General features: G+C 52.9%; 20 protein-coding genes. 10 read left to right on the top strand and 10 right to left on the bottom strand.

Features of this window, described 5'->3' with window-relative positions:
- Window positions 1-28: 28 nt before the first annotated feature.
- From JFC11_RS08105 to JFC11_RS08085, 5 genes are read right to left on the bottom strand one after another with little or no spacing between them, the layout of a single operon-like run.
- Window positions 29-298 carry a K+/H+ antiporter subunit F gene (locus tag JFC11_RS08105; RefSeq protein ID WP_038485667.1) on the bottom strand — a complete coding sequence of 90 codons (270 nt, stop codon included), beginning with the start codon at window positions 296-298 and terminating at the stop codon, window positions 29-31.
- Window positions 292-789 carry a Na+/H+ antiporter subunit E gene (locus JFC11_RS08100; RefSeq protein ID WP_198349149.1) on the bottom strand — a complete coding sequence of 166 codons (498 nt, stop codon included), beginning with the start codon at window positions 787-789 and terminating at the stop codon, window positions 292-294. Before JFC11_RS08100 ends, JFC11_RS08105 begins: the two co-directional genes overlap by 7 nt.
- Window positions 786-2,297, bottom strand: coding sequence for a monovalent cation/H+ antiporter subunit D (locus JFC11_RS08095; RefSeq protein ID WP_198349148.1), 1,512 nt, complete (start codon window positions 2,295-2,297; stop codon window positions 786-788). Before JFC11_RS08095 ends, JFC11_RS08100 begins: the two co-directional genes overlap by 4 nt.
- Window positions 2,294-2,626 carry a Na+/H+ antiporter subunit C gene (locus JFC11_RS08090; RefSeq protein ID WP_038485658.1) on the bottom strand — a complete coding sequence of 111 codons (333 nt, stop codon included), beginning with the start codon at window positions 2,624-2,626 and terminating at the stop codon, window positions 2,294-2,296. Before JFC11_RS08090 ends, JFC11_RS08095 begins: the two co-directional genes overlap by 4 nt.
- Entirely contained in the window at window positions 2,626-5,457 is a 2,832-nt protein-coding gene (locus JFC11_RS08085; RefSeq protein ID WP_198349147.1) for a monovalent cation/H+ antiporter subunit A, read from the bottom strand. The genes JFC11_RS08090 and JFC11_RS08085 overlap by 1 nt, the downstream gene beginning before the upstream one ends.
- A 158-nt stretch (window positions 5,458-5,615) precedes the next feature.
- Here JFC11_RS08085 and JFC11_RS08080 point away from each other — a divergent pair, with 158 nt between their 5' ends.
- Together JFC11_RS08080 and leuA are read left to right on the top strand one after the other, a co-directional pair.
- Complete coding sequence (locus tag JFC11_RS08080; RefSeq protein WP_198349146.1) at window positions 5,616-6,500, top strand: ion transporter; 885 nt, start codon at window positions 5,616-5,618, stop codon at window positions 6,498-6,500.
- A gap of 16 nt (window positions 6,501-6,516) precedes the next feature.
- Complete coding sequence (gene leuA, locus JFC11_RS08075; RefSeq protein ID WP_198349145.1) at window positions 6,517-8,223, top strand: 2-isopropylmalate synthase; 1,707 nt, start codon at window positions 6,517-6,519, stop codon at window positions 8,221-8,223.
- Between the two features lie 98 nt (window positions 8,224-8,321).
- Here leuA and epmB read toward each other — a convergent pair whose 3' ends face one another.
- Complete coding sequence (epmB, locus tag JFC11_RS08070; protein ID WP_193085724.1) at window positions 8,322-9,344, bottom strand: EF-P beta-lysylation protein EpmB; 1,023 nt, start codon at window positions 9,342-9,344, stop codon at window positions 8,322-8,324.
- Window positions 9,345-9,463: 119 nt separating this feature from the next.
- Between epmB and efp the strand changes: the two genes are divergently transcribed.
- Window positions 9,464-10,030: an elongation factor P gene (gene efp, locus JFC11_RS08065; protein WP_038485642.1), complete on the top strand. Its 567-nt coding sequence runs from the start codon at window positions 9,464-9,466 to the stop codon at window positions 10,028-10,030.
- Window positions 10,031-10,164: 134 nt separating this feature from the next.
- Window positions 10,165-11,145: an EF-P lysine aminoacylase EpmA gene (epmA, locus tag JFC11_RS08060; protein WP_198349144.1), complete on the top strand. Its 981-nt coding sequence runs from the start codon at window positions 10,165-10,167 to the stop codon at window positions 11,143-11,145.
- 17 nt (window positions 11,146-11,162) lie between these two features.
- Here epmA and asd read toward each other — a convergent pair whose 3' ends face one another.
- The 3 genes from asd to rsgA are packed head-to-tail and all read right to left on the bottom strand — an operon-like array spanning window position 11,163 to window position 13,922.
- Entirely contained in the window at window positions 11,163-11,996 is an 834-nt protein-coding gene (asd, locus tag JFC11_RS08055) for an archaetidylserine decarboxylase (protein WP_038485636.1), read from the bottom strand.
- A gap of 10 nt (window positions 11,997-12,006) precedes the next feature.
- On the bottom strand, window positions 12,007-12,849 hold the full coding sequence (locus tag JFC11_RS08050) for a sulfurtransferase (protein WP_038485633.1): 843 nt from the start codon (window positions 12,847-12,849) through the stop codon (window positions 12,007-12,009).
- 53 nt (window positions 12,850-12,902) lie between these two features.
- Window positions 12,903-13,922, bottom strand: a complete 1,020-nt coding sequence (gene rsgA, locus JFC11_RS08045) for a small ribosomal subunit biogenesis GTPase RsgA (RefSeq protein WP_198349143.1) — start codon at window positions 13,920-13,922, stop codon at window positions 12,903-12,905.
- A gap of 146 nt (window positions 13,923-14,068) precedes the next feature.
- Between rsgA and orn the strand changes: the two genes are divergently transcribed.
- Complete coding sequence (gene orn / locus JFC11_RS08040) at window positions 14,069-14,662, top strand: oligoribonuclease (RefSeq protein ID WP_038485627.1); 594 nt, start codon at window positions 14,069-14,071, stop codon at window positions 14,660-14,662.
- A gap of 18 nt (window positions 14,663-14,680) precedes the next feature.
- On the opposite strand, the gene queG is transcribed toward orn, so the two are convergent.
- Window positions 14,681-15,793, bottom strand: a complete 1,113-nt coding sequence (queG, locus tag JFC11_RS08035) for a tRNA epoxyqueuosine(34) reductase QueG (protein ID WP_198349142.1) — start codon at window positions 15,791-15,793, stop codon at window positions 14,681-14,683.
- Between the two features lie 95 nt (window positions 15,794-15,888).
- Here queG and JFC11_RS08030 point away from each other — a divergent pair, with 95 nt between their 5' ends.
- The 5 genes from JFC11_RS08030 to miaA are packed head-to-tail and all read left to right on the top strand — an operon-like array spanning window position 15,889 to window position 22,319.
- On the top strand, window positions 15,889-17,382 hold the full coding sequence (locus tag JFC11_RS08030; protein ID WP_198349141.1) for an NAD(P)H-hydrate dehydratase: 1,494 nt from the start codon (window positions 15,889-15,891) through the stop codon (window positions 17,380-17,382).
- An 11-nt stretch (window positions 17,383-17,393) separates the two neighbouring features.
- Complete coding sequence (tsaE, locus tag JFC11_RS08025) at window positions 17,394-17,891, top strand: tRNA (adenosine(37)-N6)-threonylcarbamoyltransferase complex ATPase subunit type 1 TsaE (protein ID WP_038485618.1); 498 nt, start codon at window positions 17,394-17,396, stop codon at window positions 17,889-17,891.
- Window positions 17,892-17,941: 50 nt separating this feature from the next.
- Window positions 17,942-19,381 carry an N-acetylmuramoyl-L-alanine amidase gene (locus JFC11_RS08020; protein WP_051626579.1) on the top strand — a complete coding sequence of 480 codons (1,440 nt, stop codon included), beginning with the start codon at window positions 17,942-17,944 and terminating at the stop codon, window positions 19,379-19,381.
- Window positions 19,382-19,403: 22 nt separating this feature from the next.
- On the top strand, window positions 19,404-21,338 hold the full coding sequence (gene mutL / locus JFC11_RS08015) for a DNA mismatch repair endonuclease MutL (RefSeq protein ID WP_415965514.1): 1,935 nt from the start codon (window positions 19,404-19,406) through the stop codon (window positions 21,336-21,338).
- A 42-nt stretch (window positions 21,339-21,380) separates the two neighbouring features.
- A complete protein-coding gene (miaA, locus tag JFC11_RS08010) occupies window positions 21,381-22,319 on the top strand; it encodes a tRNA (adenosine(37)-N6)-dimethylallyltransferase MiaA (RefSeq protein ID WP_095603198.1) in 939 nt (312 codons plus the stop codon).
- Window positions 22,320-22,467 lie beyond the last annotated feature (148 nt).

The raw sequence follows: 22,467 nt of genomic DNA, 5'->3' as shown, positions 1-22,467 counted from the left end.
TAGCGCATCTCCTGAGACGTTACAGGGTTCATTCGATAATATCCCCGCGTAAAATGTACTTACATACGGCCACCGTGCTGATAAAACCGAGCATGGCAATTAACAGCGCAGACTCGAAGTAGGTCTTGCTGTTGAGCCACAGTCCCAGCAGTACGATCAGCGCAATCGAGTTGACATACATAGTGTCGAGCGCCAGCACGCGATCTGGCAGGTCGGGGCCAATGGTTAGGCGATAAAGATTCATCAGTAGCGCCATTACCACCAGCGCTAAAGTGATCACGAGTGCGGCGCTTAGCATTCGTAAATCTCCTTAAGGGGGCGCTCATAGCGCTCGCGAATTTGGGCAATTAGGGCGTCCTCGTCGTCTACATCAAGTGCATGAATGAGCAACGATTTTCCATCCATTCTCAAATTCGCTGAAACTGTTCCTGGGGTTAGGCTGATGGTGCTTGCGAGAAGCGTAATAGTGAAACGCTCTTCAAGCATCAGCGGGTATTCAATAAAGTGGGGTTTGACTTTACGCCAGGGGTTAGCAATTAAGTACGCAACTTCGAAGTTTGCGATGACGATATCGCCTAGTACGCGAAACGCAAAACGCAACAGTTTAAGCGGTTTACCAATGCGGGGGCGTGCGTCCCAAAAGCGATGGGTCAATAACGGAATAAGGATGGCCAGCGCGCCGCTTAGCACGATCTGACCGAATGCAAAGCTACGCACAAGTAATAGCCATACCAACAGCAGCAGCAGTGACAGTACCGGCGTAGGGAGCCAAGCGCGGGGGGCAATCATTGAGCGTCTCCAGCATCAGGCAGAAGCGAATTAATCAACAGCTGCGGGTTGGCCAACTGCTCTCCCGTGGCCTGGGTATAGCTACTCACGGGCCCTGCAAAGGCGACCATTAGTGGTGCCGCGCTAAGTAGCCACAGCATGCCAATCCATTGGTAGCGAGAGAGGTTGCTGCCGCTTGGGCTGCCACGGTGGCTGCGCCAAAACAGCGTAGAGCCTGCGCGAGAAAGGGCAATTAACGACGCAAGGCTCGTTAATAGTAATAGCGGCCAAAGCCACAGGCGCTCACCACCTTCGGCGGCGTTAAGCATGAGTGCCTTCCCTAACGCGCCGGATAGTGGCGGTAACCCGGCCACGGCAATGGCACCGATAAAAAAGGTAAGCGCTAGTGCATTTCCTTGCACCAATGGTCGGCCTTTAACGATACGCGTGCCGGGTTTACCCCGCTGTAGGCCAATCATCTCCGCTAGCAGGAAAAGTCCGCCGGTAATCAGCGTGGTGTGAATGAGATAATAGAGAAGTGCTGATGTCGCGGCAGGAGAACGCATGCCAATGCCAGCCAGTAGCGTGCCTACCGAAATAAGCACCAGATACGCTATCAGTAGGCGTAAATCACGTGCGGCGATAACGCCAACACCCGCTGCGGCTAGCGTTGCTAGCGCTAACCACCATACCCAGGGCTGTTCCAGTGCGACTAGACCACCTGCCTGATCGCTGAATATCAGCGAATAAACGCGCAAAATCGCGTAAATCCCCACCTTTGTCATAATGGCGAATAACGCTGCCACTGGCGCGGGAGCTGCTGCATAAGCGCGGGGGAGCCAAAAGTAGAGAGGCAAAATAGCCGCTTTTAAACCGAAAACTACCAGCAGCATCAATGCCCCTGCGGTGACTAAGCCTTCGCGCTCAGCGGGTAGATTGGACAGCTTGTGTGCCATATCAGCCATGTTCAGCGTGCCCGTTGCACCATATAAAATGCCCACAGCGATCAGGAACAGTGAGGAGCCCGCTAAGTTAAGCACGACATAGTGAACGCTGGCTTGGATACGTGCTTTACCGCCACCGTGCAGCAGTAATGCGTAAGAGGCCAGGAGTAACACTTCGAAAAATACGAAGAGGTTAAACAGGTCACCGGTTAAAAAGGCCCCGTTAATGCCTAGCAATTGCCATTGAAATAGACCGTGGAAGTTGCTGCCTTTTTCGTCGTCGCCGCCGCAGGCAAAAATGACCGCGCCGACCGCTAAAATAGAGGTGACTAACACCATCAATGCCGACAAGCGATCCAACACTAGCACCACGCCGAACGGTGGCTGCCAGTCGCCCAGAGCGTAGTAAGTAATGTCACCACTCGCCGCTTGGTTGACCAGTGCTATTGAGACGAATAGCAGAAGTATCGAGGCGACAACGCTGACGGTGCGCTTATAGCGCACTAAGCCCTGGCGTTGATAAAGCAACAAAATACCCGCGACTAACGGTAGCACCACGGGGAAAACAATCAGATGCTGGATCATTCGTGGTCTTCCTTTTTGCCGTCGACATGGTCGTTACCTACTTCGCTGCGTGCACGCATGGCCAGGATGACCACAAAGGCGGTCATCGCAAAACCAATCACGATCGCTGTTAATACCAGTGCCTGGGGCAGCGGGTCAGCAATGTTCGTGCCTTCATTTACCAGAGCAGCGCCATCCGTGGTTAAGCCTCCCATGGAAAACAAAAATAGGTTGACCGCGTAGGAGAGCAGCGTCAGACCAACCACAACGGGGAACGTACGCCCGCGCAGTGTTAGATAGAGTCCGCACGCAGTTAATATGCCCGTTGTAATGGCATAGAGCATTTCCATTAGTGGGACTCCTTGTTATTAGGCGTACTCGAATCATCGCTTGCTTTGGGTTCGGTGACGGGGCGGTGTGGCGTGGTGACTTTACCCAGGTTGGCCAGAATCATCAGCGTTGCACCTACAACCGCTAGATAAACGCCAAGATCAAAGAGCAGAGCGGTAGCCAGTTCAAAGGTGCCAATCAGTGGTAGCGTAAAATAACCGAATGATGACGTCAGGAACGGATAGCCCAAAAGCCAGCTACCCAGCCCTGTAAGTGTTGCAATGGCAACGCCTACCACGGCCACTGGCTGGAAGGGGAAGTTTAGGCGCTCTTGTGCCCACTCAACGCCGCGTGCCATATACAGCAAGATAAGCGCGACAGCCGTAATCAAGCCGGCGATAAATCCGCCGCCAGGTTGGTTATGGCCGCGTAAGAAGATAAACGCAGAAACCAGCAGCGCCAGCGGCAGTAACGTCATAGAAATCGACGTTAAAATGGCGGGGTAGCGATCAGGCGACCAAACACGACCTTCGCCATCGCTATGTGGGATAAACAACCGTAGTCGGTTTAATAGTTTAAAGATGGCTAGGCCAGCAATGGCCAGCACCGTAATCTCGCCAAGCGTATCGAAACCACGGAAGTCGACCAATATGACGTTGACGACGTTGTACCCGCCGCCACCAGGTTTACTGTTTTCAACGAAGAACTCAGAAATCGACAGCGTCTCACGTGTCATCACCGCATAGTTAAGGCTAGCCACCACTAAGCCTAATGCGCCTGCCAGTAACATATCCCGTACGTTGCGCTTAGGGCTCGATTCACGCGGCGTTTTTTGGGGTAAGAAAAATAGCGCTAACATCAGCAGTATCATGGTAACAACCTCTACCGATAGCTGAGTCAGTGCTAAGTCTGGGGCAGAAAAGCGTGCAAAGGTGAGGGCAACGAATAAGCCTACGACCGAAAGCATCAGTAGTGAGATTAACCGGTATCGATGGGTAGCCGCCGTTGCTACTCCCCCGAATATCAGCATGCCAGCACCTAATAAAACAATACCATCAATTGGCTGATTGCCTTTCGAGCCAGTTAATCCGTCAATGCTTGCCAAGCCAATGACACCCATCAGTAATGCCGCAAAAAGCAGCCAGCCCATATAGCGCTGAAGAGAGTTGCCTTCAAGCTTTGTGATGAGTTGTTCGGCACGATAACCAAGGGTAACGATAAAGCGTTCAAAGACGCGACGCGCATCAATACTGGGGAATGGTTGCACAAAACGGCGTAGATCCGCATGACGCCAATACAGTGTGATGCCTACAACAAAGGCCAGCCCACTCATCATCAATGGCAAGTTGATGCCGTGCCAAATAGCCAAGTGGAAATCAAGTGGCTCGCCCAATACGGCTTGGGTCGCTAGTTGTAAAATGTCAGTGGCAAAAAAGGCGGGGAAAAGCCCGACTAAGACACAAAGCGCTACGAGGATTTCCACTGGTAACCGCATCAAATGAGGAGGTTCGTGAGGCGCTTTAGGCGTTGCTTCTGTTGCAGGTTTATAAAATACCGCATGCACTAAGCGCACCGAATAGGCCACAGAAAGAATGCCTCCTAACGCTGCCAGCGCAGGGAGTAGCCAGCTAAGCCCACCTAGCACCGGGGTTGCTAACGTCTCGGTAAAGAACATCTCTTTGGAAAGGAATCCGTTAAATAGCGGCACACCTGCCATAGCTGCAGCGGCCAATGTGGTCAGCAGTGCTGTAACAGGCATCGCCTTTTTCAAACCGCCTAATTGCTTGAGTTCTCGGGTGCCTGTTTCATGGTCGATAATTCCTGCACTCATAAACAGGGCCGCTTTGAAGGCCGCATGATTCAAAATATGAAACAGGGCTGCTAACACCGCCATCGGGCTACCAATACCCAATAATACGGTGATCAAGCCTAGGTGGCTGACGGTTGAGAACGCCAGAATTCCTTTTAGGTCAGTCTTAAACAGGGCAAACCAAGCGCCGTAGAGTAGCGTGATAGTACCTATGAGTGGCACCACTACGCTCCAAAGCTCGCTGCCAGCAATCGCAGGGTGTAAGCGTGCCATCAGAAAAATACCCGCTTTCACCATAGTGGCAGAGTGCAGATACGCTGAGACTGGCGTTGGGGCCGCCATGGCATGAGGTAGCCAAAACTGGAAAGGGAACTGAGCTGACTTGGTAAATGCACCGAGTAGAACCAGCCCAAGCATCAGCGGATAGCGAGGATCGGCGACGATGGCAGCGCCGCTGCTAAGTACATCGTCCATTCGATAGCTGCCGGCCATATTACCCAGCAGTAGGAGACCCGCTAGTAGGGCCAAGCCGCCAGCGCCGGTAACGGTAAGCGCCATGCGGGCACCTTTACGTGCATCACTACGATACGACCAAAAGCCAATCAGCAAAAATGACGAAAGACTGGTTAGTTCCCAGAATAACCAGAGTAAGATGAGGTTGTCAGACATCGAAATGCCCACCATCGATGCCATAAACAGCATCAGAAAGGCATAAAAACGTCCGAATGGCTCATCTTTGTCTAGGTAAAAATGTGCATACAATAAAATCAGCAGACCGATGCCAATAATCAAAAGATTAAACAGCAACGACAAGCCATCTAAACGAAATGCCAGCTCAAGGCCTAGCTCAGGCATCCATGCCGCGTTAAAACGCAGTGCTTCGCCTTTTAACAGGGCGGGGATCTGCAACAGTGTCAGCAGCAGGGCAACAGCGGGCAGTATGCTTGTCGCCAGCGAGCACAGGGTGCGGCCGCGTTTGGCATTTAATGCCGGCACCAGCACGCCTAACAGGGGCAGTAAGGCTATCCACAGCAGTGTCATGGGCTTATCCAGCGCAAAAAATCGTGAAACACCAAGGTGGCAATAGCTACCTGGGTGGCGGAGATACTTCAAGTGAAACAACAGGATATCACTTGTATAGTAAGTACGTGATTTTAGTATAAAGTGATGCCGTTAACCGTTTAGAGACTCCCTGTTCCATGAGTGAACCATTCAATACCTGGCAAGCCCGCTTCGAAAAGCTGCGCTCAAACAAGCTGTTTGAAGGCGCCGTGATTTCCATCATTGTGATTTCTGCCCTGGTAATAGGCGCGAAAACCTATGAGGAAACCTCCCGAATAGAGCAGTGGCTGCTTTATCTTGATATTGCCGTAACCGTGTTCTTTCTGATTGAGATTTTGATCAGAATGGCAGCCGAGCGCAACTTAGTCAGCTTTTTTAAGAAAGGTTGGAATGTTTTCGATTTTCTGATAGTGACCGCTAGCCTGATCCCCATGGACGACTCGGAGATGGTACTGCTGGCACGCTTGCTGCGAATTTTCCGTGTTTTGCGCTTGGTGTCGATGATTCCTGAGCTGCAAATGTTGCTGGGAGCGTTGGTGAAGTCGGTCCCTCGGATGGGCTATGTCGTACTGCTGATGTTTATCATCTTTTATATCTATGCTGCCCTGGGTAGCTTTTTATTCCATAACGTTGACGACTTTTTATGGGGTAACATTTCCGTAGCGATGCTCACGCTGTTTCGCATCGCTACGTTTGAAGATTGGACTGACGTTATGTATGCCACCCAAGAGGTCTATGCTTGGAGTTGGATCTATTATTTGACGTTTATATTCCTTACCGCGTTTATTTTCCTCAATATGATGATTGGTATCGTGCTCGATGTTATGCAAAAGGAGAGTGCGCAGATGGAGTTGGATAGCGGCGAAGGCGACTCAGCTCAATTGCAAGCTCTGCGTAGCGACGTGCATACGTTAAAAGCGCAGCTTGATCGTATGGAGGCTGCCATGGCCCATAAAGGCACTCTATCAACTTCAAGTGACCAAACCGACCAACCTAATACAGGGTTGCCAAAAACAGATTAACGACAGGAGCGACGTCATGATGTTGTCCGATCCCTCTAAAAAATATCGCCCCTTCGTGGCCGTTGAATTGCCTGACCGCCGTTGGCCTAGTCAGCGCATCGAAATGCCTCCTATATGGTGCAGTGTAGATTTGCGTGATGGCAATCAGTCGTTAATCGATCCCATGGATCAAGAACGCAAACAGCGTTTGTTCGATCTACTGCTGAGCGTTGGTTTTAAAGAGATTGAGGTAGGCTTCCCATCGGCATCACAAACTGACTTCGACTTTGTCCGCTCGTTGATTGAGCAAGATAAAATTCCTGATGATGTGACGATTCAAGTGCTGACCCAGGCGCGTCCGCATTTAATTGAACGCACATTCGAAGCCCTTAAAGGCGCTAAAAACGCCATTGTGCACGTCTACAATGCCACCGATCCGATGTTTCGGCGGGTAGTGTTTAATGTAGATAAAACAGAGTGCGTGCAGATCGCCGTTGATGCAACGGCGCAAATCCGCGATTTAATGGCCGCTAATCCAGAGACTCACTGGACCTTCCAGTACTCGCCTGAACTATTCACCACCACGGAGATGGACTTTGCGGTGGAAATTGTCGAAGCGGTGATGGATACCTTCGGGCCTAGCATTGATAACCAGATGATCGTTAACTTACCGGCCACCGTCGAAGTCGCAACACCCAATAACTATGCTGATCAAATTGAGTGGTTCTGTCGTCATGTTAAAAAGCGCGACACGCTGATTGTCAGTGTACACCCTCATAATGACCGCGGTACTGGCGTAGCGGCGGCAGAGTTGACGCTAATGGCCGGTGCTGACCGGGTGGAAGGTACGCTGTTTGGCAATGGCGAGCGTACTGGTAACGTGGATATCGTGACGCTTGCGATGAACCTTTATACTCAAGGCGTTCACCCGAACCTGGACTTCTCCAACATTACGCCCATTATGCGCGAGGTCGAGTACTGCAATCAGTTACCCGTCCACCCACGCCATCCCTACGTTGGCGATTTAGTATTTACCGCGTTTTCAGGCTCGCATCAGGATGCGATTAAAAAAGGCATGGCAGATCGTCGTGCTCATCCCGAGGCGCCTTGGGATGTACCCTATTTACCTATTGACCCGCTGGATGTGGGGCGTAGCTATGAAGCAGTAATTCGTGTTAACAGTCAGTCTGGAAAAGGCGGTATTTCCTATCTGCTGGAACAGGAGCACGGCATTGAACTACCGCGTAGGCTGTCGATTGAGTTTAGCCAAGTCGTGCAAGAAGTCGCTGACCGCACTGGGCGCGAAATTACCTCACAAATGATTTACCAGGCGTTTGCTGATGAGTACCTGGAGCAGCATTCGCCGCTGGCGCTGATAAGCCATCGCCTTTCCTCTGAACCAGAAAGCCCAAAAGTTGCGCTTGAAGCGATACTGGAAAGCGGAGGTGAGCGCCAAACAGTAACCGGTGAGGGCAACGGCCCCTTGGCCGCGTTTGTGAAAGCGCTGGTGGCTAGCGGTCAAGAGGTGGAAATAATTGATTACCATGAGCACTCTCGCGGACAAGGGGCCGATGCTGAAGCAATCGCCTATGTTGAGGTGCGCATTGATGGCAAAGCAGTGTTTGGTGTCGGCACCGACGAAAGCATCACCAGCGCGTCAATGAAAGGTGTGCTCAGCGCCATTAACCGTCATCACTCCACCCAAGCGCCGGCTGCCAATGTTACTGCAGAGACGTTAGGGTAAATACCCGATTGAACGTGATCTCTAGCAGACCTATAAGGAGGCGTTGGCCTCCTTATCGTTAGCTAATGTGGTGATGACAGCTAGCATGGTTATGGGAACTACAGCGGCGTCTTACTAGTCTTGCCAGGCACTTCGCGCACTAAGCGTGGCATTAAGAAACCTGGCAAGTGTTCAAGTAACTGCTTAACCAGTGTTTTGGCTTCCTCATCGGGGACGTCAAAATGGGCGGCACCTTGTACGGGGTCGACCACATGCAAATAGTAGGGCAACACTCCCGCTTCAAATAGGCGTTCGGACAGGGTAGCCAACGTGCTGACGCTATCGTTAATTCCGCGTAGTAACACGCTTTGGTTGAGCAGCGTCACACCCGCCTGCTTTAAGCGTGTGCAGGCATCAATGACCGCTTGGTCAATCTCATTGGCGTGGTTAATATGCAGTACCATGACTTTTTGCAAGCGTGTCGCCGCTAGCCAGCCAAGAAGGGCATCATCAACCCGGTCGGGGATCACTACGGGTAGACGTGTATGAATGCGCAGCCGCTTGAGATGCGGAATATTTTCAAGCTGCTCCACCAGCCACGCCAGCTGACGATCGTTGGCGGCCAACGGGTCACCGCCAGAAAGAATCGCTTCATGAAGGGTGGTGTCGGCGCGCAGGTAGTCTAGTGCTTCCTGCCACTGCGCTCTGGAAGGGGAGTTGTCGCTGTAGGGAAAATGGCGTCGGAAGCAGTAGCGGCAGTTGATTGCACAAGCGGGGCTGGCAATTAACAGAACGCGGCCAGCGTACTTATGAATGAGCCCCTTAACAGGCTGATGCTCTGCTTCTTCTAGCGGGTCGGTGACGTAACCTTGCGGTGTTGAGGCTTCATCGCTTACCGGCAGTACTTGGCGGAGCAGAGGGTCATTGGGGTCGTTGGGGGCAATGCGCGTAAGATAGGCGTCGGGAACACAGATCTCAAACAGCTGGTGCCCAGTAGCAGCACCAGGTAGCCAGCTGTCGTCCAAGTTTAAGCGCTTGCACAAAGTGGCTGGGTCGCGAATCGCTTGGGAAAGCTGCCGCTGCCATGACGCGTATATCTGGGTAGACGGGCGCTTATCAGCGATAATAATGTTCTCCTGCAAAAAAGCCCTCCTTCGGGTTATCATGCGCGCACTTATTAGACGACGCTTACAACGACATTATCAACGGCGAAGCATGGCTTCGCGCACTATGTTACTGAAATAAAACACTGAGAGGCATCATGGCGAACTATTCTACCAATGAATTCAAAGGCGGTTTGAAAGTAATGCTCGACGGCGATCCTTGTTCTATCGTCGAGAACGAACTGGTCAAGCCAGGCAAGGGGCAGGCATTTAACCGCGTTAAGCTACGCAACCTGATGACTGGCCGTGTTGGCGAGCGTACTTTCAAATCCGGTGACTCACTGGAAGGTGCCGATGTCATGGATTTGGAGATGGAATATCTCTACACCGACGGCGACATGTGGTATTTCATGAAGACGGATGGCTCTTTTGAGCAGTATGCCGTTGAAAAGAAAGCGTTGGGCGATACTGAGAAATGGCTCAAGGAGCAGGTGCCTTATATTATTACGCTTTGGAACGATAAAGCGATTTCCGTTACTCCACCCAACTTCATCGAACTGGAAGTGGTTGAGACGGATCCAGGTTTGAAAGGTGACACTGCCCAGGGTGGTTCTAAGCCTGCCACACTTTCATCAGGTGCGGTTGTGCGCGTACCGTTGTTTATCAACCAGGGTGAAGTGCTGAAGATTGATACGCGCTCTGGCGACTATGTTTCTCGAGCATAAGTGTTTCTCGAGCATAAGTGTTTTTCAAACATAAGCGCTGCCGAGTGACCGGTAGTTAGTTAGCCGCGAAAGCATCTACTTTATAAAGCCACGTGATGACCATGCGTGGCTTTATAGCATTGGAGGGGACGTAAATGACGGCTAGCTGGCAGCCAACGGCAAGTATCGAAACGTTGCGCGAGCGTGCGCGCTTACTCGCTGGGGTGCGTGCATTTTTCGCTGAGCGGGGTGTGCTGGAGGTGGAAACACCGATACTGGGGCAGGGTGGCAGCACCGATGTGCACTTAGTCTCGCTCGCTAGCTTGGCGCGTACGGATAAAGGCCAGCGTAGGCTATGGCTACAAACGTCGCCCGAGTTTCATATGAAGCGCCTGCTGGCCGCAGGTAGTGGGTCGATATTTCAACTAGCTAAAAGTTTTCGTGATGGTGAAATTGGCAGCCGCCATAATATTGAATTCACTATGCTTGAGTGGTACCGCCCAGGGTTTACCCTGGCACAGCTGATTGATGAGACGACCACGCTGGTTGCTAACGTGCTGCCGAGTTTTGCAGGCCCTGTGGTGCACTATCGTTACCGTGAGCTGTTTCATACCTACTTAGCGGTAGACCCCTTCACGACGTCTATTGAGACATTGCGTACTTTGGCTGCAGAGCGTGGCCAGATGTCGGCAAATGCGCTAACAGAAGAGAGTCGCGATACTTGTCTCGACCTGTTAATGAGCATGGTAATTGAACCAACGCTTGGCCAAAACGAACTGAGTGTTGTGTTGGATTATCCTGCCAGCCAAGCGGCCTTGGCGCGCCGCCATCAAGACGCAGATGGTGAGTGGGTCGCTTCTCGCTTTGAGCTTTATCTCAATGGTGTTGAACTGGCGAATGGCTATGATGAGCTGATTGATGCTGAGGAGCAGCGGCTGCGTTTCAGTGAAGATAATGCTGAGCGTCGCCGTTTAGGTTTACCTGAGGTGGATGTTGATGAGCAATTGCTAGCAGCGCTAGACCATGGAATGCCAGAAAGCGCTGGGGTGGCATTGGGCATAGATCGGCTTATTCAGCTGGCGCTGGGTAAAGCACGCCTGGAAGACGTGCTTACATTTTCAACAGCTAATTGTTAGCACTAATTTCTCGCGTTTTAAGGCTCGCCCAGTGTTTGGCCCATTTGTACCTTGGCGCCTAGCGGATTATCTTCAAAAGTCACCGGCTTGGCAAAGCACATCACCACCGTTGAGCCCAGTTTGAAGCGGCCCATTTCAGCGCCTTTTTCAAGCGTGATGGGTTGCCCGAAACGCATGCGCTGAGGGTGGCCTGAAAGCGGCGTCACTTGGCCTGCCCAGACAGTCTCGATCGCCGCGACGATCATTGCACCTACCAATACCATGGCCATTGGGCCGTGCTGGGTATCGAAAATACACACCAATCGCTCGTTACGCGCAAACAGCCCTGGCACGTAGTTAGCGGTTGCTTGGTTGACCGAGAAGAGCCGCCCTGGCACATAAATCATCTCGCGCAGTGTGCCTGTAACCGGCATATGTACGCGGTGGTAATCTCGAGGAGAGAGGTAAACAGTCGCAAAACTGCCGCCCATAAACTCTTCGGCTAGCGCGCTGTCGCCACCTAGCAGGGTTTGGGCAGAAAACGTGTGGCCTTTCGCTTGTACTAACTGACCTGCCTGTAAACGCCCGAACTGTGACAGGGTGCCATCAGCAGGGCTTAGCAGGCCCTCTCCCAATGGACGAGCATCGGCTTTCAAAGCGCGGGTGAAAAAGTCATTAAACGTTGCATAAGCGGTGGGGTCTGGCTCCAGCGCTTGGCTCATGTCCACATTAAAACGTTTGATAAACGCCTTAATTAACTTGTTCTTCACCGCGGGAGCATCGCACTGGGCAAGCTTACCTGTTAAACGCGAAAGCGCATGGTGGGGGAGCGGGTACTGAATTAGGGAAAACGCTTTTTGGGAAACAGTCACAGTCGTATTTTCACTTCTCAATCGGTGTATCGTCGCGGTTGCCCCATTCGCCCCAAGAGCCCGCATAACCACGTATATTAAAGCCCAGCGCTTTACCGACTAGCCATGTGAAGCTGCTGCGATGATGGCTTTGGCAGTGAGTAGCAATTTCCATTTCGGGCGTTAGGCCGAGCGCGCCTAGTTCGGTCATTAGCTCAGCGTAATCGCGGATACGAAGTGCGCGATTGCGATCCATAGCATTGAGCCAGTCCATGTTGACCGCTCCCGGAATATGACCAAGGTGCTTATTGTTGCCTTTTTCACCATCAAACTCGCCTTTAGAGCGAGCATCCCAAACGGCGAACTGCTTATCTGCGAGCTTTTGTTTGATTTCATCGCAGGTGATTAAGGCGTGCGGGTTTAAGATCTCCGCTCGGTACTCACTTGGTGTTGGGGCGGTGGATTCAGTGCTTTCTGCCAAGCCGGAATCTCTCCAGGCATGGATGCCGCCATTCAAATACGAGTAACGGGTGTGGCCGATTAGCTCCAGTGTCCATAGCAGTCGTGCCGCCCAGCCACCGCCCTCGTCATCATAAGCGACGACGTGAGTATCCCGGGTTAGGCCAAGTGCGCTGAACAGGCGTGAGAGAAATTCAGTGCTCGGCACATCGTTGGGTACCGGTCCTTCGCCACGCATTAGGTAGCGAAAATCAAGGTAAATAGCACCCGGTACATGACCTTGGCGATAGCTATCGCCATTTACTGGTACATCGATAATCAGCAGCTGTGGATTATCCAGGTGTTCTTGAAGCTGCTCGGGCTCAACAATCAGCGGCAGTAGGTTGGTTTCCGATGAATGGCTAGCGGTGCTCATTGACAGCTCCCTATGCTTAGCAATTGATATATCAGGCATCAAGCTAATAAAAATTATGCGTTTAAGCTATCGAGAATGCGCCGATAGCTGGCAAAACGTTCTGGATGGATCTTGCCTGCCTCGACTGCTTCAAGTAAAGCGCAGCCTGGCTCGTTGCGGTGGCGGCAATCTCGGAAGCGGCAATGGCCAATGAACGGATGAAACTCAATAAATCCATCGGTAACTTCCTGCTCATCAAGATGGATTAAGCCAAACTCGCGAATACCCGGTGAGTCAATAAGCTCACCGTCAGCCACTTCGTCACTACTCATCGCATAAAGCCGAGCGGTAGTGGTGGTGTGGGTGCCTTTACGCGAATCTTCTGACAGAGCGCCAATACGCAAAGTTTCATCGGGTAGCAGAAGATCAATCAGTGATGATTTGCCCACGCCACTTTGACCGACAAACACAGATGTTCGCCCTTCAAGCTGCTGGCGTAGATCATCTAAGCCAGCTTCATTAGCAGTGGTGGTGCGCACCACGGTGTAGCCCAGAGAGTGGTAGCGCTCAAGCAGTTCTCCCAGTTTGCCACCATCTTCTGGCAGCAAGTCGGTTTTGTTGAGCACCAGCACGGGGGCAATACCTGTTGCTTCGGCAGCGACCAAATAACGGTCAATCAAATTGGGGTGAGGAGCGGGCTCTACCGCAAAGACGATCAGCAATTGATCGATGTTGGCCGCCACAGGCTTAAGCTGGCCCCGCGGGTCTGGGCGCTTTAGCACGCTGTCGCGCTCCTCGCGGGCCACGACGACGCCAGAGCCGTCCTGGCCTGCTCGCCAAATCACCCGGTCGCCGGTGACTAAGCCATCTAGGTTGGCGCGAAGGTGGCAACGCACGGGCGTACCATCGGCATCGCGCACTTCTAGTGTTCGCCCGAAGTGAGCCATAACTCGGCCTGGTTGTTCGGCACCATATTCGCCAGCGGCAAGTTTTTCAGCGTCTTTCACATCGCGCTTTTCAGCACGTTGGGCACGTTCCGCTTGGACTTTATCGACTCGCCACTGTTGCTGGCGACTTAATTTACGTTTGCTCATGACCACCTGATGCTCGGTACAATAGTGGCATTGTACTCACCTGGGCAGTCTACTGTCCTGTATTGGGTGCTGGTTAAGGCAATATAAGCCACACTTTAACTCTAATCGCCGTATTAAGTGGCGGTACTGGCCAAGGAATGAATGTAATGAGCGAGCAAACTGCTGACAACGCCACCCCGCGAGATGATTTGCTAGTGTGGATAGACTTGGAAATGACCGGTCTGGATCCAAACAAAGAGCGCATCATTGAAGTGGCCACATTGATTACCGATGCCGATTTAAACGTCGTAGCGGAAGGGCCGGTGATTGCGGTGAAGCAGCCTGATAGCCAGTTGGCACAAATGGATGACTGGAATCAGAAGACCCACGGGGAGAGTGGTCTGGTTGCGCGCGTCAAAGCGAGCACCGTGACTACCGCTGAGGCCGAGCAGCAAACGCTCGATTTTCTTCGCCACTATGTGGTCTCTGGCTCATCGCCTATGTGTGGCAATAGCATTCACCAGGATCGGCGTTTCCTTGAGCGTGAAATGCCGGATCTTTGGGCGTTTTTCCATTACCGTAATTTGGACGTGTCGACCGTTAAGGAGTTGGCAAAACGCTGGAATCCAGGTGCCTTAGCAGGATTTAAAAAGCAGAATGTCCATCTGGCAATGGATGACATCAAGGAGTCGATTGCCGAGTTGGTTCACTATCGCAGTACGTTCTTACGCCTCGAAACGGTAACAGATGAAGAGGAGTAAGGTAGTTTAGAAAAGTGGCTAAGCGCCGTCAGTGGCAATTTTCGCCCCGCGCTTGAGGCGCTGCTCCTCAAGCGCCCAAGCAACGTGCTCACGCACTAAACTGCTGGGATAGGCTCTTCTTGCCCACAAGGCTGCCTCTACCGCGCGACTCCAGGGTGCATTGCCCAGGCCGATGGCGAGATTGCGCAGCCAGCGTTCGTAGCCAATACGCCGAATGGGACTGCCTGCTGTTTTATCCAAAAATTCGTCTTCGCCCCAGGCAAACAGGCTAAGGAGGTCGGCACGGTCAAGGTCATGGCGCGGCGCAAAGTCATCTTCCTGGGTAACGCGGGTGAAGCGAGTGAAAGGACACACCAACTGGCAGTCGTCGCAACCGTAAATACGGTTGCCCATGGCGCGGCGAAACTCCGTGGGTATCGCGCCATGCAGTTCAATAGTGAGATAAGAAATGCATTTGCGCGAGTCGACGACCTTGTCATCTACAATGGCACCGGTTGGGCAGGCGGTTCGACAGGCGCTACAGCTGCCACAGTGTTCCTGAGTAAACGGTGCATCGATAGGCAGCGGCAAGTCGGTATACAGCTCGCCGAGGAAAAAAAGCGAGCCCGCTTTGGGGTTAAGTAACATGGCATTTTTACCAAACCAACCAAGGCCTGCTTTTTGCGCTAAGGCACGCTCCATAACGGGCGCTGAGTCGACAAATGCGCGATAACCAAACGCGCCGACTTGCTGCTCGATTTTTTTAGCTAGTTGCGCCAAACGTTTGCGCATTAATTTATGATAGTCGCGCCCCAGTGCGTAGCGTGAAACATAGGCACGGCTAGGTTGGCCCAGCACTTTTGTACTTTCTACTTCCGCGGGTAAGTAGTCCATGCGCACGCTGATAACTCGCTGGGTGTCAGGTTCAAGCTCCTCCGGGCGGGTGCGCTTGGTACCATGTTTCGCCATAAAGCTCATGTCACCGTGGTGACCTTTTTCAAGCCAAGCATCTAGGTGTTTTTCATGAGCTGCTAGCTGAGTGTCTGTAATACCTACTTGCTGAAAACCTAACTCTCGACCCCATGTTTTGATTAGGGCTGCAAGACGCGTTAAGTCATCATCAGATAGTGAAAAGGTGGTGGAGTTTTGCATGGTAAATCAACGGTAGCGCGTTAAGCGCGCTATGCTAACGCATAAGTGGTTATCAACCTACTAGCGCTCAACTGTCACCAGATTAAGGAGAGATCGTGCCCACGTTAAGTACTTCCTCGCTACGCCCCCTTTATACAGCGGCTCAAGTGCGCGAGCTTGATCGGCGTACGATTGCCGGCGGCATTGAAAGTTTTGCCTTGATGCAGCGAGCAGCCTCCAGTGCATGGCACAGTTTCCGCTCCCGCTGGCCGCATGCACGAAGCGTGACAGTGCTTTGTGGTAGCGGTAATAACGGGGGTGATGGCCATGTGCTTGCGGCGTTGGCCATGCAGTCCGGGCTTAAAGTACAGCGCATCTCACTCAGGCCTTTCGAGGCGTTGACGGGGGATGTTGCTCGCGCTGCCGAGCTGGCATCGGCGGCGGGCGTTGGTTTGGACCAGTGGCAGTCAAGTACCACCTTGGTTGGTGAAGTGATTGTTGATGCACTGCTCGGTACCGGGCTATCGGGTGATGTTGCCGGAGAAATAAGGCCGGTGATTGAAGCGATCAATACGTCGCATCAACCGGTATTGGCGTTGGATATTCCCTCTGGCATCTCGGCAGACACGGGTGCCGTCATGGGGCTGGCCGTCAATGCGGCCTGCACGGTGACGTTTATAGGCGACAAAATTGGCCTGCATACTGGCGATGCACCTGCTTATACCGGCGAAATTGACTTCCGTCCGTTAGGTGTCAAGGCGCAAGCGTTTTTTGATATACCGCCCAGCGCATGGCGTTTGGACGATGAGCTTTTGGGTGAGGTGTTCACGCCGCGCTCCCGTATCAGCCATAAAGGTGATCTGGGGCATGTCGTGGTAATGGGAGGTGCACCAGGGTTTGGTGGTGCGGCGTTGCTCGCTTCTCAAGCGGCCGCGCGTTTAGGCGCCGGTAAGGTCAGCTTGGCAACGGCACCTGAGCATGTGACTGCTAGTTTGATGCGCTGCCCTGAGGTAATGGCCCATGGTGTTCGCGGTGGCGCCGATGCAGGCCAATTGCCTTCCCAGGCAGATGTAATCGTTGTTGGGCCGGGGCTGGGGCAAGAGGCCTGGGGGCAAGCGATACTGCAGAGTGCCTTGAAATTAGATGTGCCATTAATTGTTGATGCGGACGCACTCAACCTGTTGGCCAGCCGCTGGCCTGATGAGCGTCGTAATAATTGGGTATTAACACCGCACCCAGGTGAGGCGGCTCGGTTGCTAGGCTGTTCCGTCGAGGATGTTCAAGCAGATCGTCCAGCGGCTGCCCGAGCCTTACAGCGAGCGCGGGGCGGCGTCGTAATTTTAAAGGGGGCGGGTAGCTTAGTGGCTGGCCCCAGCGGGTTAGTAATCTGCCCCTATGGCAATCCTGGTATGGCCAGCGGCGGCATGGGGGATGTGCTGAGCGGTATGCTAGGTACACTGGTTGCTCAGAACGACAATATGGAGCGTGGAGCGTGGCTTGGGGTGATGGTGCATGCGCTGGCCGGCGATGAAGCGGCTAAAGCAACGGGGGAACGTGGCTTGCTGGCAAGTGATCTGGCATCCTATGCACGAGTGTTAATTAACCCGTGAAGGCGGCCTACATGCAAGTGCAATTGAATAATGAAGTGTCTCACGTTGCCTTTGGTGAGGCATTAGGGCAAGCGCTGCAAGGTCACGGGCGTGTTTATTTAGAGGGCGACTTAGGCGCAGGAAAAACAACATTGACGCGTGGTATATTGCGAGCTTATGGCTACCAGGGGGCGGTTAAAAGCCCTACTTATACTCTGGTAGAACCCTACGAACTGGGGGCGCAGCGCATTTATCATTTAGATCTGTATCGTTTAGCAGATCCTGAAGAGCTTGAGTTTATCGGCGGACGAGATGTGCTTGCCGATGACGCGCTCTGTTTAATTGAGTGGCCGAGCCGAGGTGAAGGTTGGCTCCCCGCGCCTGATTTGCGAGTGACGCTGGAGGTAGCTGATCCTGGTCGCTTGGTTACGCTAACCGCAGAAACTGACTTGGGTGAACGGGTGATCAGCGAGATGGTTAGCAAGCATGGCAGTGAACAGCTTGAAAGTGGTGTGATTCAATGGCTATAAACAGCGCACTAAACTATCTGGCACGCGGTGTGTCGTTTGGCTGTGTTCTTATGGTGGCAGGCGTGTCATCGCTGCAAGCGGCAACGGTAGAGAGCATGCGGTTGTGGGCGGCTCCTGATCATGCGCGTTTGGTGTTTGATTTGACGGCAGCAGCAAACGCTAATGTATTTTCCCTTGAGAACCCGTCGCGGTTGGTCATTGATCTTGATGAAAGCTACCTAGACACCGATGTGTCTACGCTGCCATTGGATGGGAGCGCTATTGATGAAGTACGAACGGGTGTTCGGGACGGCGGTGGACTTCGTGTTGTTCTGGAGCTTAACCGTGAAATATCCCCACGTCACTTTGCATTGCCACCCAACGACCAGTATGGGCATCGCTTGGTGGTCGATCTTGAGTACCCGGGCGAGAGCGCGGTTGAAAACCCTATTGATCCCATCGAGGCGATGATTCGTGACCAAGAAATCCTTGCTCAAAGAGCTAATGCTCAGGCTCGGGCACAGGGGCAGTCACAGGGGCAAGTGGTAGCTGAAGAGGTGGTGTCGCCAGCGGTAGAGCCAACGACTACCGCGGTTCAGCCAGCTCAACCGCATCCGCAACGGGATATTATTATTGCTGTTGATGCTGGGCATGGCGGCGAAGATCCTGGCGCAATAGGTCCTTCTGGAACACGCGAGAAAGATGTAGTGCTGGAGATTGCACGACGTCTTGCCGCAGAGGTAAACGGTACGCGCGGCTTTAAAGCGGTACTCATTCGCGATGGTGATTACTACTTGGGTCTTCGTCAGCGTACCCAGCTTGCTCGGGATCAAAAAGCAGACTTTTTTGTATCGATACATGCCGACGCATTTACGAGTCCGCGGCCCCAGGGGAGCTCTGTTTACGCACTTTCCCAGCGAGGTGCAACGTCTGAAACTGCTCAATGGCTGGCTGATAGCGAAAACCGCTCTGACTTGATTGGTGGTGTTGATGGCAACCTTTCATTGCGCGACAAAGATCAAGTACTGCGAGGTGTGTTGCTAGACCTCACGATGACGGCAACGTTAAACGATTCGCTATCGATTGGTGGCCAAGTGCTCGACCAACTAGGTCGTATCAACCGTCTCCATAAGTCTCGTGTTGAACAAGCGGGTTTCATGGTGTTGAAATCGCCCGATATTCCATCGCTACTTATCGAGGTTGGCTTTATTTCTAACCCTGATGAAGAGCGTCGCCTGCGGGATCCGGTCCATCAGCGTGGGTTATCAACGGCTATTTTCAATGGTTTGCGTGATCACTTCGAGCGTAATCCGCCGCCAGCAAGTCTATTGGCATGGCAGCGCGACAATCAGCGTCGTCCGAGCGGTAACGAGTACCGTATTCAGTCGGGAGATACATTGTCAGCTATTGCCGTGCGCCATGGTGTGCCAGTGAATCAACTGAAGCAGGCCAACGATATTAACGGTGACGTTATCCGTGTTGGTCAAGTGCTGCGCATCCCACGTTCATGATTATAGGTTTCCGAGGTGACGGTTGTCTGAATTGATCTCTTCGCCAACGCGCATTCATGTGCTTGATCCTCGTTTGGCAAACCAAATTGCCGCGGGGGAAGTTGTCGAGCGCCCTTCGTCAGTGACGAAAGAGCTGATAGAGAACGCCATTGATGCTGGTAGCCAGCGAATTGAAGTAGAGATAGAGCAAGGTGGCGCTCGGCTTATTAAAGTGCGCGACGATGGCATTGGTATTGGTGAGCAGGATTTGCCTCTGGCGCTTGCTCGTCATGCGACCAGCAAAATCAATAGCCTGGAAGATTTAGAGGGTGTGAGTTCGCTGGGGTTTCGTGGTGAGGCGCTGGCCTCGATCAGCTCTGTCTCGCGACTGGAGCTGATCTCTAATGCCGAAGAGGACCCCCGCCAAGGGTGGCGAGTCGTCGCTGAGGGGCGTGGTATGGAGGCGCGGGTCACGCCTGCGCCACACCCCCGTGGTACCAGTGTCGCGGTACGGGATCTGTTTTTTAATACCCCCGCGCGGCGCAAATTTTTACGCACCGAAAAAACAGAATTTGCCCATGTTGAAGAAGCTTTTCGTCGCCAGGCGTTATCACGTTACGACGTAGCTTGGGTGCTGCGCCATAATCAGAAAGTGGTGCATCAATTGCCACCAGGGGTGACGCCAGCCGCACGCGAGCGGCGCATTGCTTCGCTATTGGGTAAAAACTTTATTGAGCATGCTCGCTACATTGAACGTGAAGCGGGTGGGTTGCGTATTAGTGGCTGGGTCGGCTTGCCCACGCACTCTCGTTCTCAGGCGGATCAGCAATACTTTTTTGTCAATGGCCGCGTCGTTCGTGATCGTTTGGTTGCCCATGCTGTTCGTCAGGCTTATCGCGACGTGTTGTATAACGGTCGTCATCCGGTGTTTGTGCTTTACCTGGAACTTGATCCTGATGTCGTCGACGTCAACGTACATCCAACGAAGCATGAAGTGCGGTTTCGCGATGGTCGGATGGTGCACGACTTCCTTTACTCTAGCCTGCACCATTGTCTTGCTTCTTCTAAGCCTGCTGAAGAAGAACAGAGCACCGCTTGTGGGCATGAAGGTGAAGTAGCAGAGGTAGGTGCTGCGGGCAACACTAATGAGGCCGACGTTCAAACGCCGACTCCCCGTTGGCAGCAGCAAGGCATGGCGCTATCAGACTCACCTGAGCGCCACCCTGGGGCAGAGCGAGTGCGTCGTTTTATGCAGGGCTACCAAGCGCTGCATCCGGATCATGAAGAGTCGCTATTAACGCCGCAGCCAAGCGCGCCAAGCATTAATACATCAAAAGCGACAGAAGTGCGTGAGGTTACGCAGGCGATGCCTGAGCATGATGCAACCACAGCGCCGCCGTTGGGCTTTGCGCTAGGGCAGTTGCACGGTGTTTATATTTTGGCCCAAAACGCGCAGGGGTTGGTGCTTGTAGACATGCACGCTGCTCACGAGCGAATTGTTTATGAACGCATGAAAAACCAACTGGCCGCAGCCGATGGGATTGATACACAGCCGCTGCTGGTGCCAGTTTCCCTGGCCGCCAGTCGCGCCGAAGTGGCAACCGCCGAAAGTGAGCGCGATGCCATTGCCCAGTTAGGCGTTGAGCTAGATGTGGCGGGTCCAGAAACTTTGCTAGTCCGGCAATTGCCAGCTCTTTTGGCTCAGGCAGATCCAGAGACCCTGATACGTCAAATGCTCGAAGAGCTGTCGCGGTTTGGCCGAACTCATCAGGTTGAAGCACGCATTCATGAGTTGCTGTCGACCATGGCATGCCATGGTAGTGTCCGTGCAAATAGACGCTTAACCATTGATGAAATGAACGCTTTGCTGCGAGATATGGAGCGCACTGAGCGAAGCGACCAGTGCAATCATGGCCGTCCAACGTGGACGCAAATGAGTATGAAAGCACTCGACCGCCTGTTCTTACGTGGACAATAGCTGCGTGGTTAGTTAAGACAACGAAGGGAGTGCTAAGAGCAGATGGTTGACACACGCCCCTGGGCGATTTTTCTAATGGGGCCCACGGCAGCTGGTAAAACCGACACGGCGATGGCTCTGCATGAGCGTTTGGGGCATGAGCTGATCAGCGTCGACTCAGCGATGGTATATCGCGGGATGGATATTGGCAGTGCTAAGCCGAGTGCTGCCGAGTTGGCGCGTGCGCCGCATCGTTTGATTGATATTCGTGATCCGTCTGAGCCGTATTCAGCCGCTGATTTTCGGGAAGATGCGCTGCAGGAGATGCGGCAAATCAGCGCGGCAGGCAGCGTGCCATTATTGGTTGGCGGGACGATGCTCTACTTTAAGCGTCTGGTGGAAGGCGTTGCTAACTTGCCTGCCGCAGACACCGCCATACGTCAACGGTTGGAAGCTATTCGGCAGAATGAAGGGTTGGCAGCGCTTCATCGTATGCTGGCTGAAGTGGATGCCGATTCAGCGCAGCGCATACATCCCAATGATCCACAGCGCTTAATGCGCGCGCTTGAAGTATATTATGTAAGTGGGCGTCCTATGAGTGAGCTATGGGCGGAACAGCAGCCAGAAACCTTTCCCTGGCGGGTGATGTCGATAGCGTTAGCCCCTAGTGATCGCCAATTGCTACACAACCGCATTGCGGTGCGCTTCAAAACAATGTTGGCTGAGGGCTTGATAGATGAAGTAGCCGCCCTCAAACAACGATCTGACATTCATCTTGGCTTGCCAGCAATGAAGAGTGTTGGCTATCGTCAAGTATGGGAGCACTTAGACGGTAAGTACGACGAAAACGAGTTGATTGAACGTGGCGTGATAGCAACTCGCCAGCTCGCTAAGCGGCAGCTTACGTGGTTAAGAAGTTGGCCGTCGCTTACGTGGGTAGACTCACAGCAGCCTGACGTACTGGATAAGGTGCTGAAATTCGTGCGTGAAAGCGGTGCTTAGCGTAAGATAGTGATTTCGTAAGCAAGTGTTTTCGAGTGGCCGGCTGGCTCTTTTGACAACCCCAGGCCTTTCGGGCAACAAGATTGCGGCGCAGCACCAGTAGGGCGCGCCATTTATAACCAACCCCAACGACAGTTTTAGGGAGAGC

Source organism: Vreelandella alkaliphila (genome assembly GCF_016107625.1).
GTDB classification, from domain to species: domain Bacteria; phylum Pseudomonadota; class Gammaproteobacteria; order Pseudomonadales; family Halomonadaceae; genus Vreelandella; species Vreelandella alkaliphila.
The sequence above is the reverse complement of the archived record's forward strand: the minus strand, read 5'-3'. Positions and strand labels throughout refer to the sequence as shown.

Coding starts and splice junctions, on each gene's coding strand:
- JFC11_RS08105 (WP_038485667.1), bottom strand. CDS start 298: ATGCTAAGCGCCGCACTCGTGATCACTTTAGCGCTGGTGGTAATGGCG.
- JFC11_RS08100 (WP_198349149.1), bottom strand. CDS start 789: ATGATTGCCCCCCGCGCTTGGCTCCCTACGCCGGTACTGTCACTGCTG.
- JFC11_RS08095 (WP_198349148.1), bottom strand. CDS start 2,297: ATGATCCAGCATCTGATTGTTTTCCCCGTGGTGCTACCGTTAGTCGCG.
- JFC11_RS08090 (WP_038485658.1), bottom strand. CDS start 2,626: ATGGAAATGCTCTATGCCATTACAACGGGCATATTAACTGCGTGCGGA.
- JFC11_RS08085 (WP_198349147.1), bottom strand. CDS start 5,457: ATGACACTGCTGTGGATAGCCTTACTGCCCCTGTTAGGCGTGCTGGTG.
- JFC11_RS08080 (WP_198349146.1), top strand. CDS start 5,616: ATGAGTGAACCATTCAATACCTGGCAAGCCCGCTTCGAAAAGCTGCGC.
- leuA (WP_198349145.1), top strand. CDS start 6,517: ATGATGTTGTCCGATCCCTCTAAAAAATATCGCCCCTTCGTGGCCGTT.
- efp (WP_038485642.1), top strand. CDS start 9,464: ATGGCGAACTATTCTACCAATGAATTCAAAGGCGGTTTGAAAGTAATG.
- epmA (WP_198349144.1), top strand. CDS start 10,165: ATGACGGCTAGCTGGCAGCCAACGGCAAGTATCGAAACGTTGCGCGAG.
- JFC11_RS08050 (WP_038485633.1), bottom strand. CDS start 12,849: ATGAGCACCGCTAGCCATTCATCGGAAACCAACCTACTGCCGCTGATT.
- rsgA (WP_198349143.1), bottom strand. CDS start 13,922: ATGAGCAAACGTAAATTAAGTCGCCAGCAACAGTGGCGAGTCGATAAA.
- orn (WP_038485627.1), top strand. CDS start 14,069: ATGAGCGAGCAAACTGCTGACAACGCCACCCCGCGAGATGATTTGCTA.
- queG (WP_198349142.1), bottom strand. CDS start 15,793: ATGCAAAACTCCACCACCTTTTCACTATCTGATGATGACTTAACGCGT.
- tsaE (WP_038485618.1), top strand. CDS start 17,394: ATGCAAGTGCAATTGAATAATGAAGTGTCTCACGTTGCCTTTGGTGAG.
- JFC11_RS08020 (WP_051626579.1), top strand. CDS start 17,942: ATGGTGGCAGGCGTGTCATCGCTGCAAGCGGCAACGGTAGAGAGCATG.
- miaA (WP_095603198.1), top strand. CDS start 21,381: ATGGTTGACACACGCCCCTGGGCGATTTTTCTAATGGGGCCCACGGCA.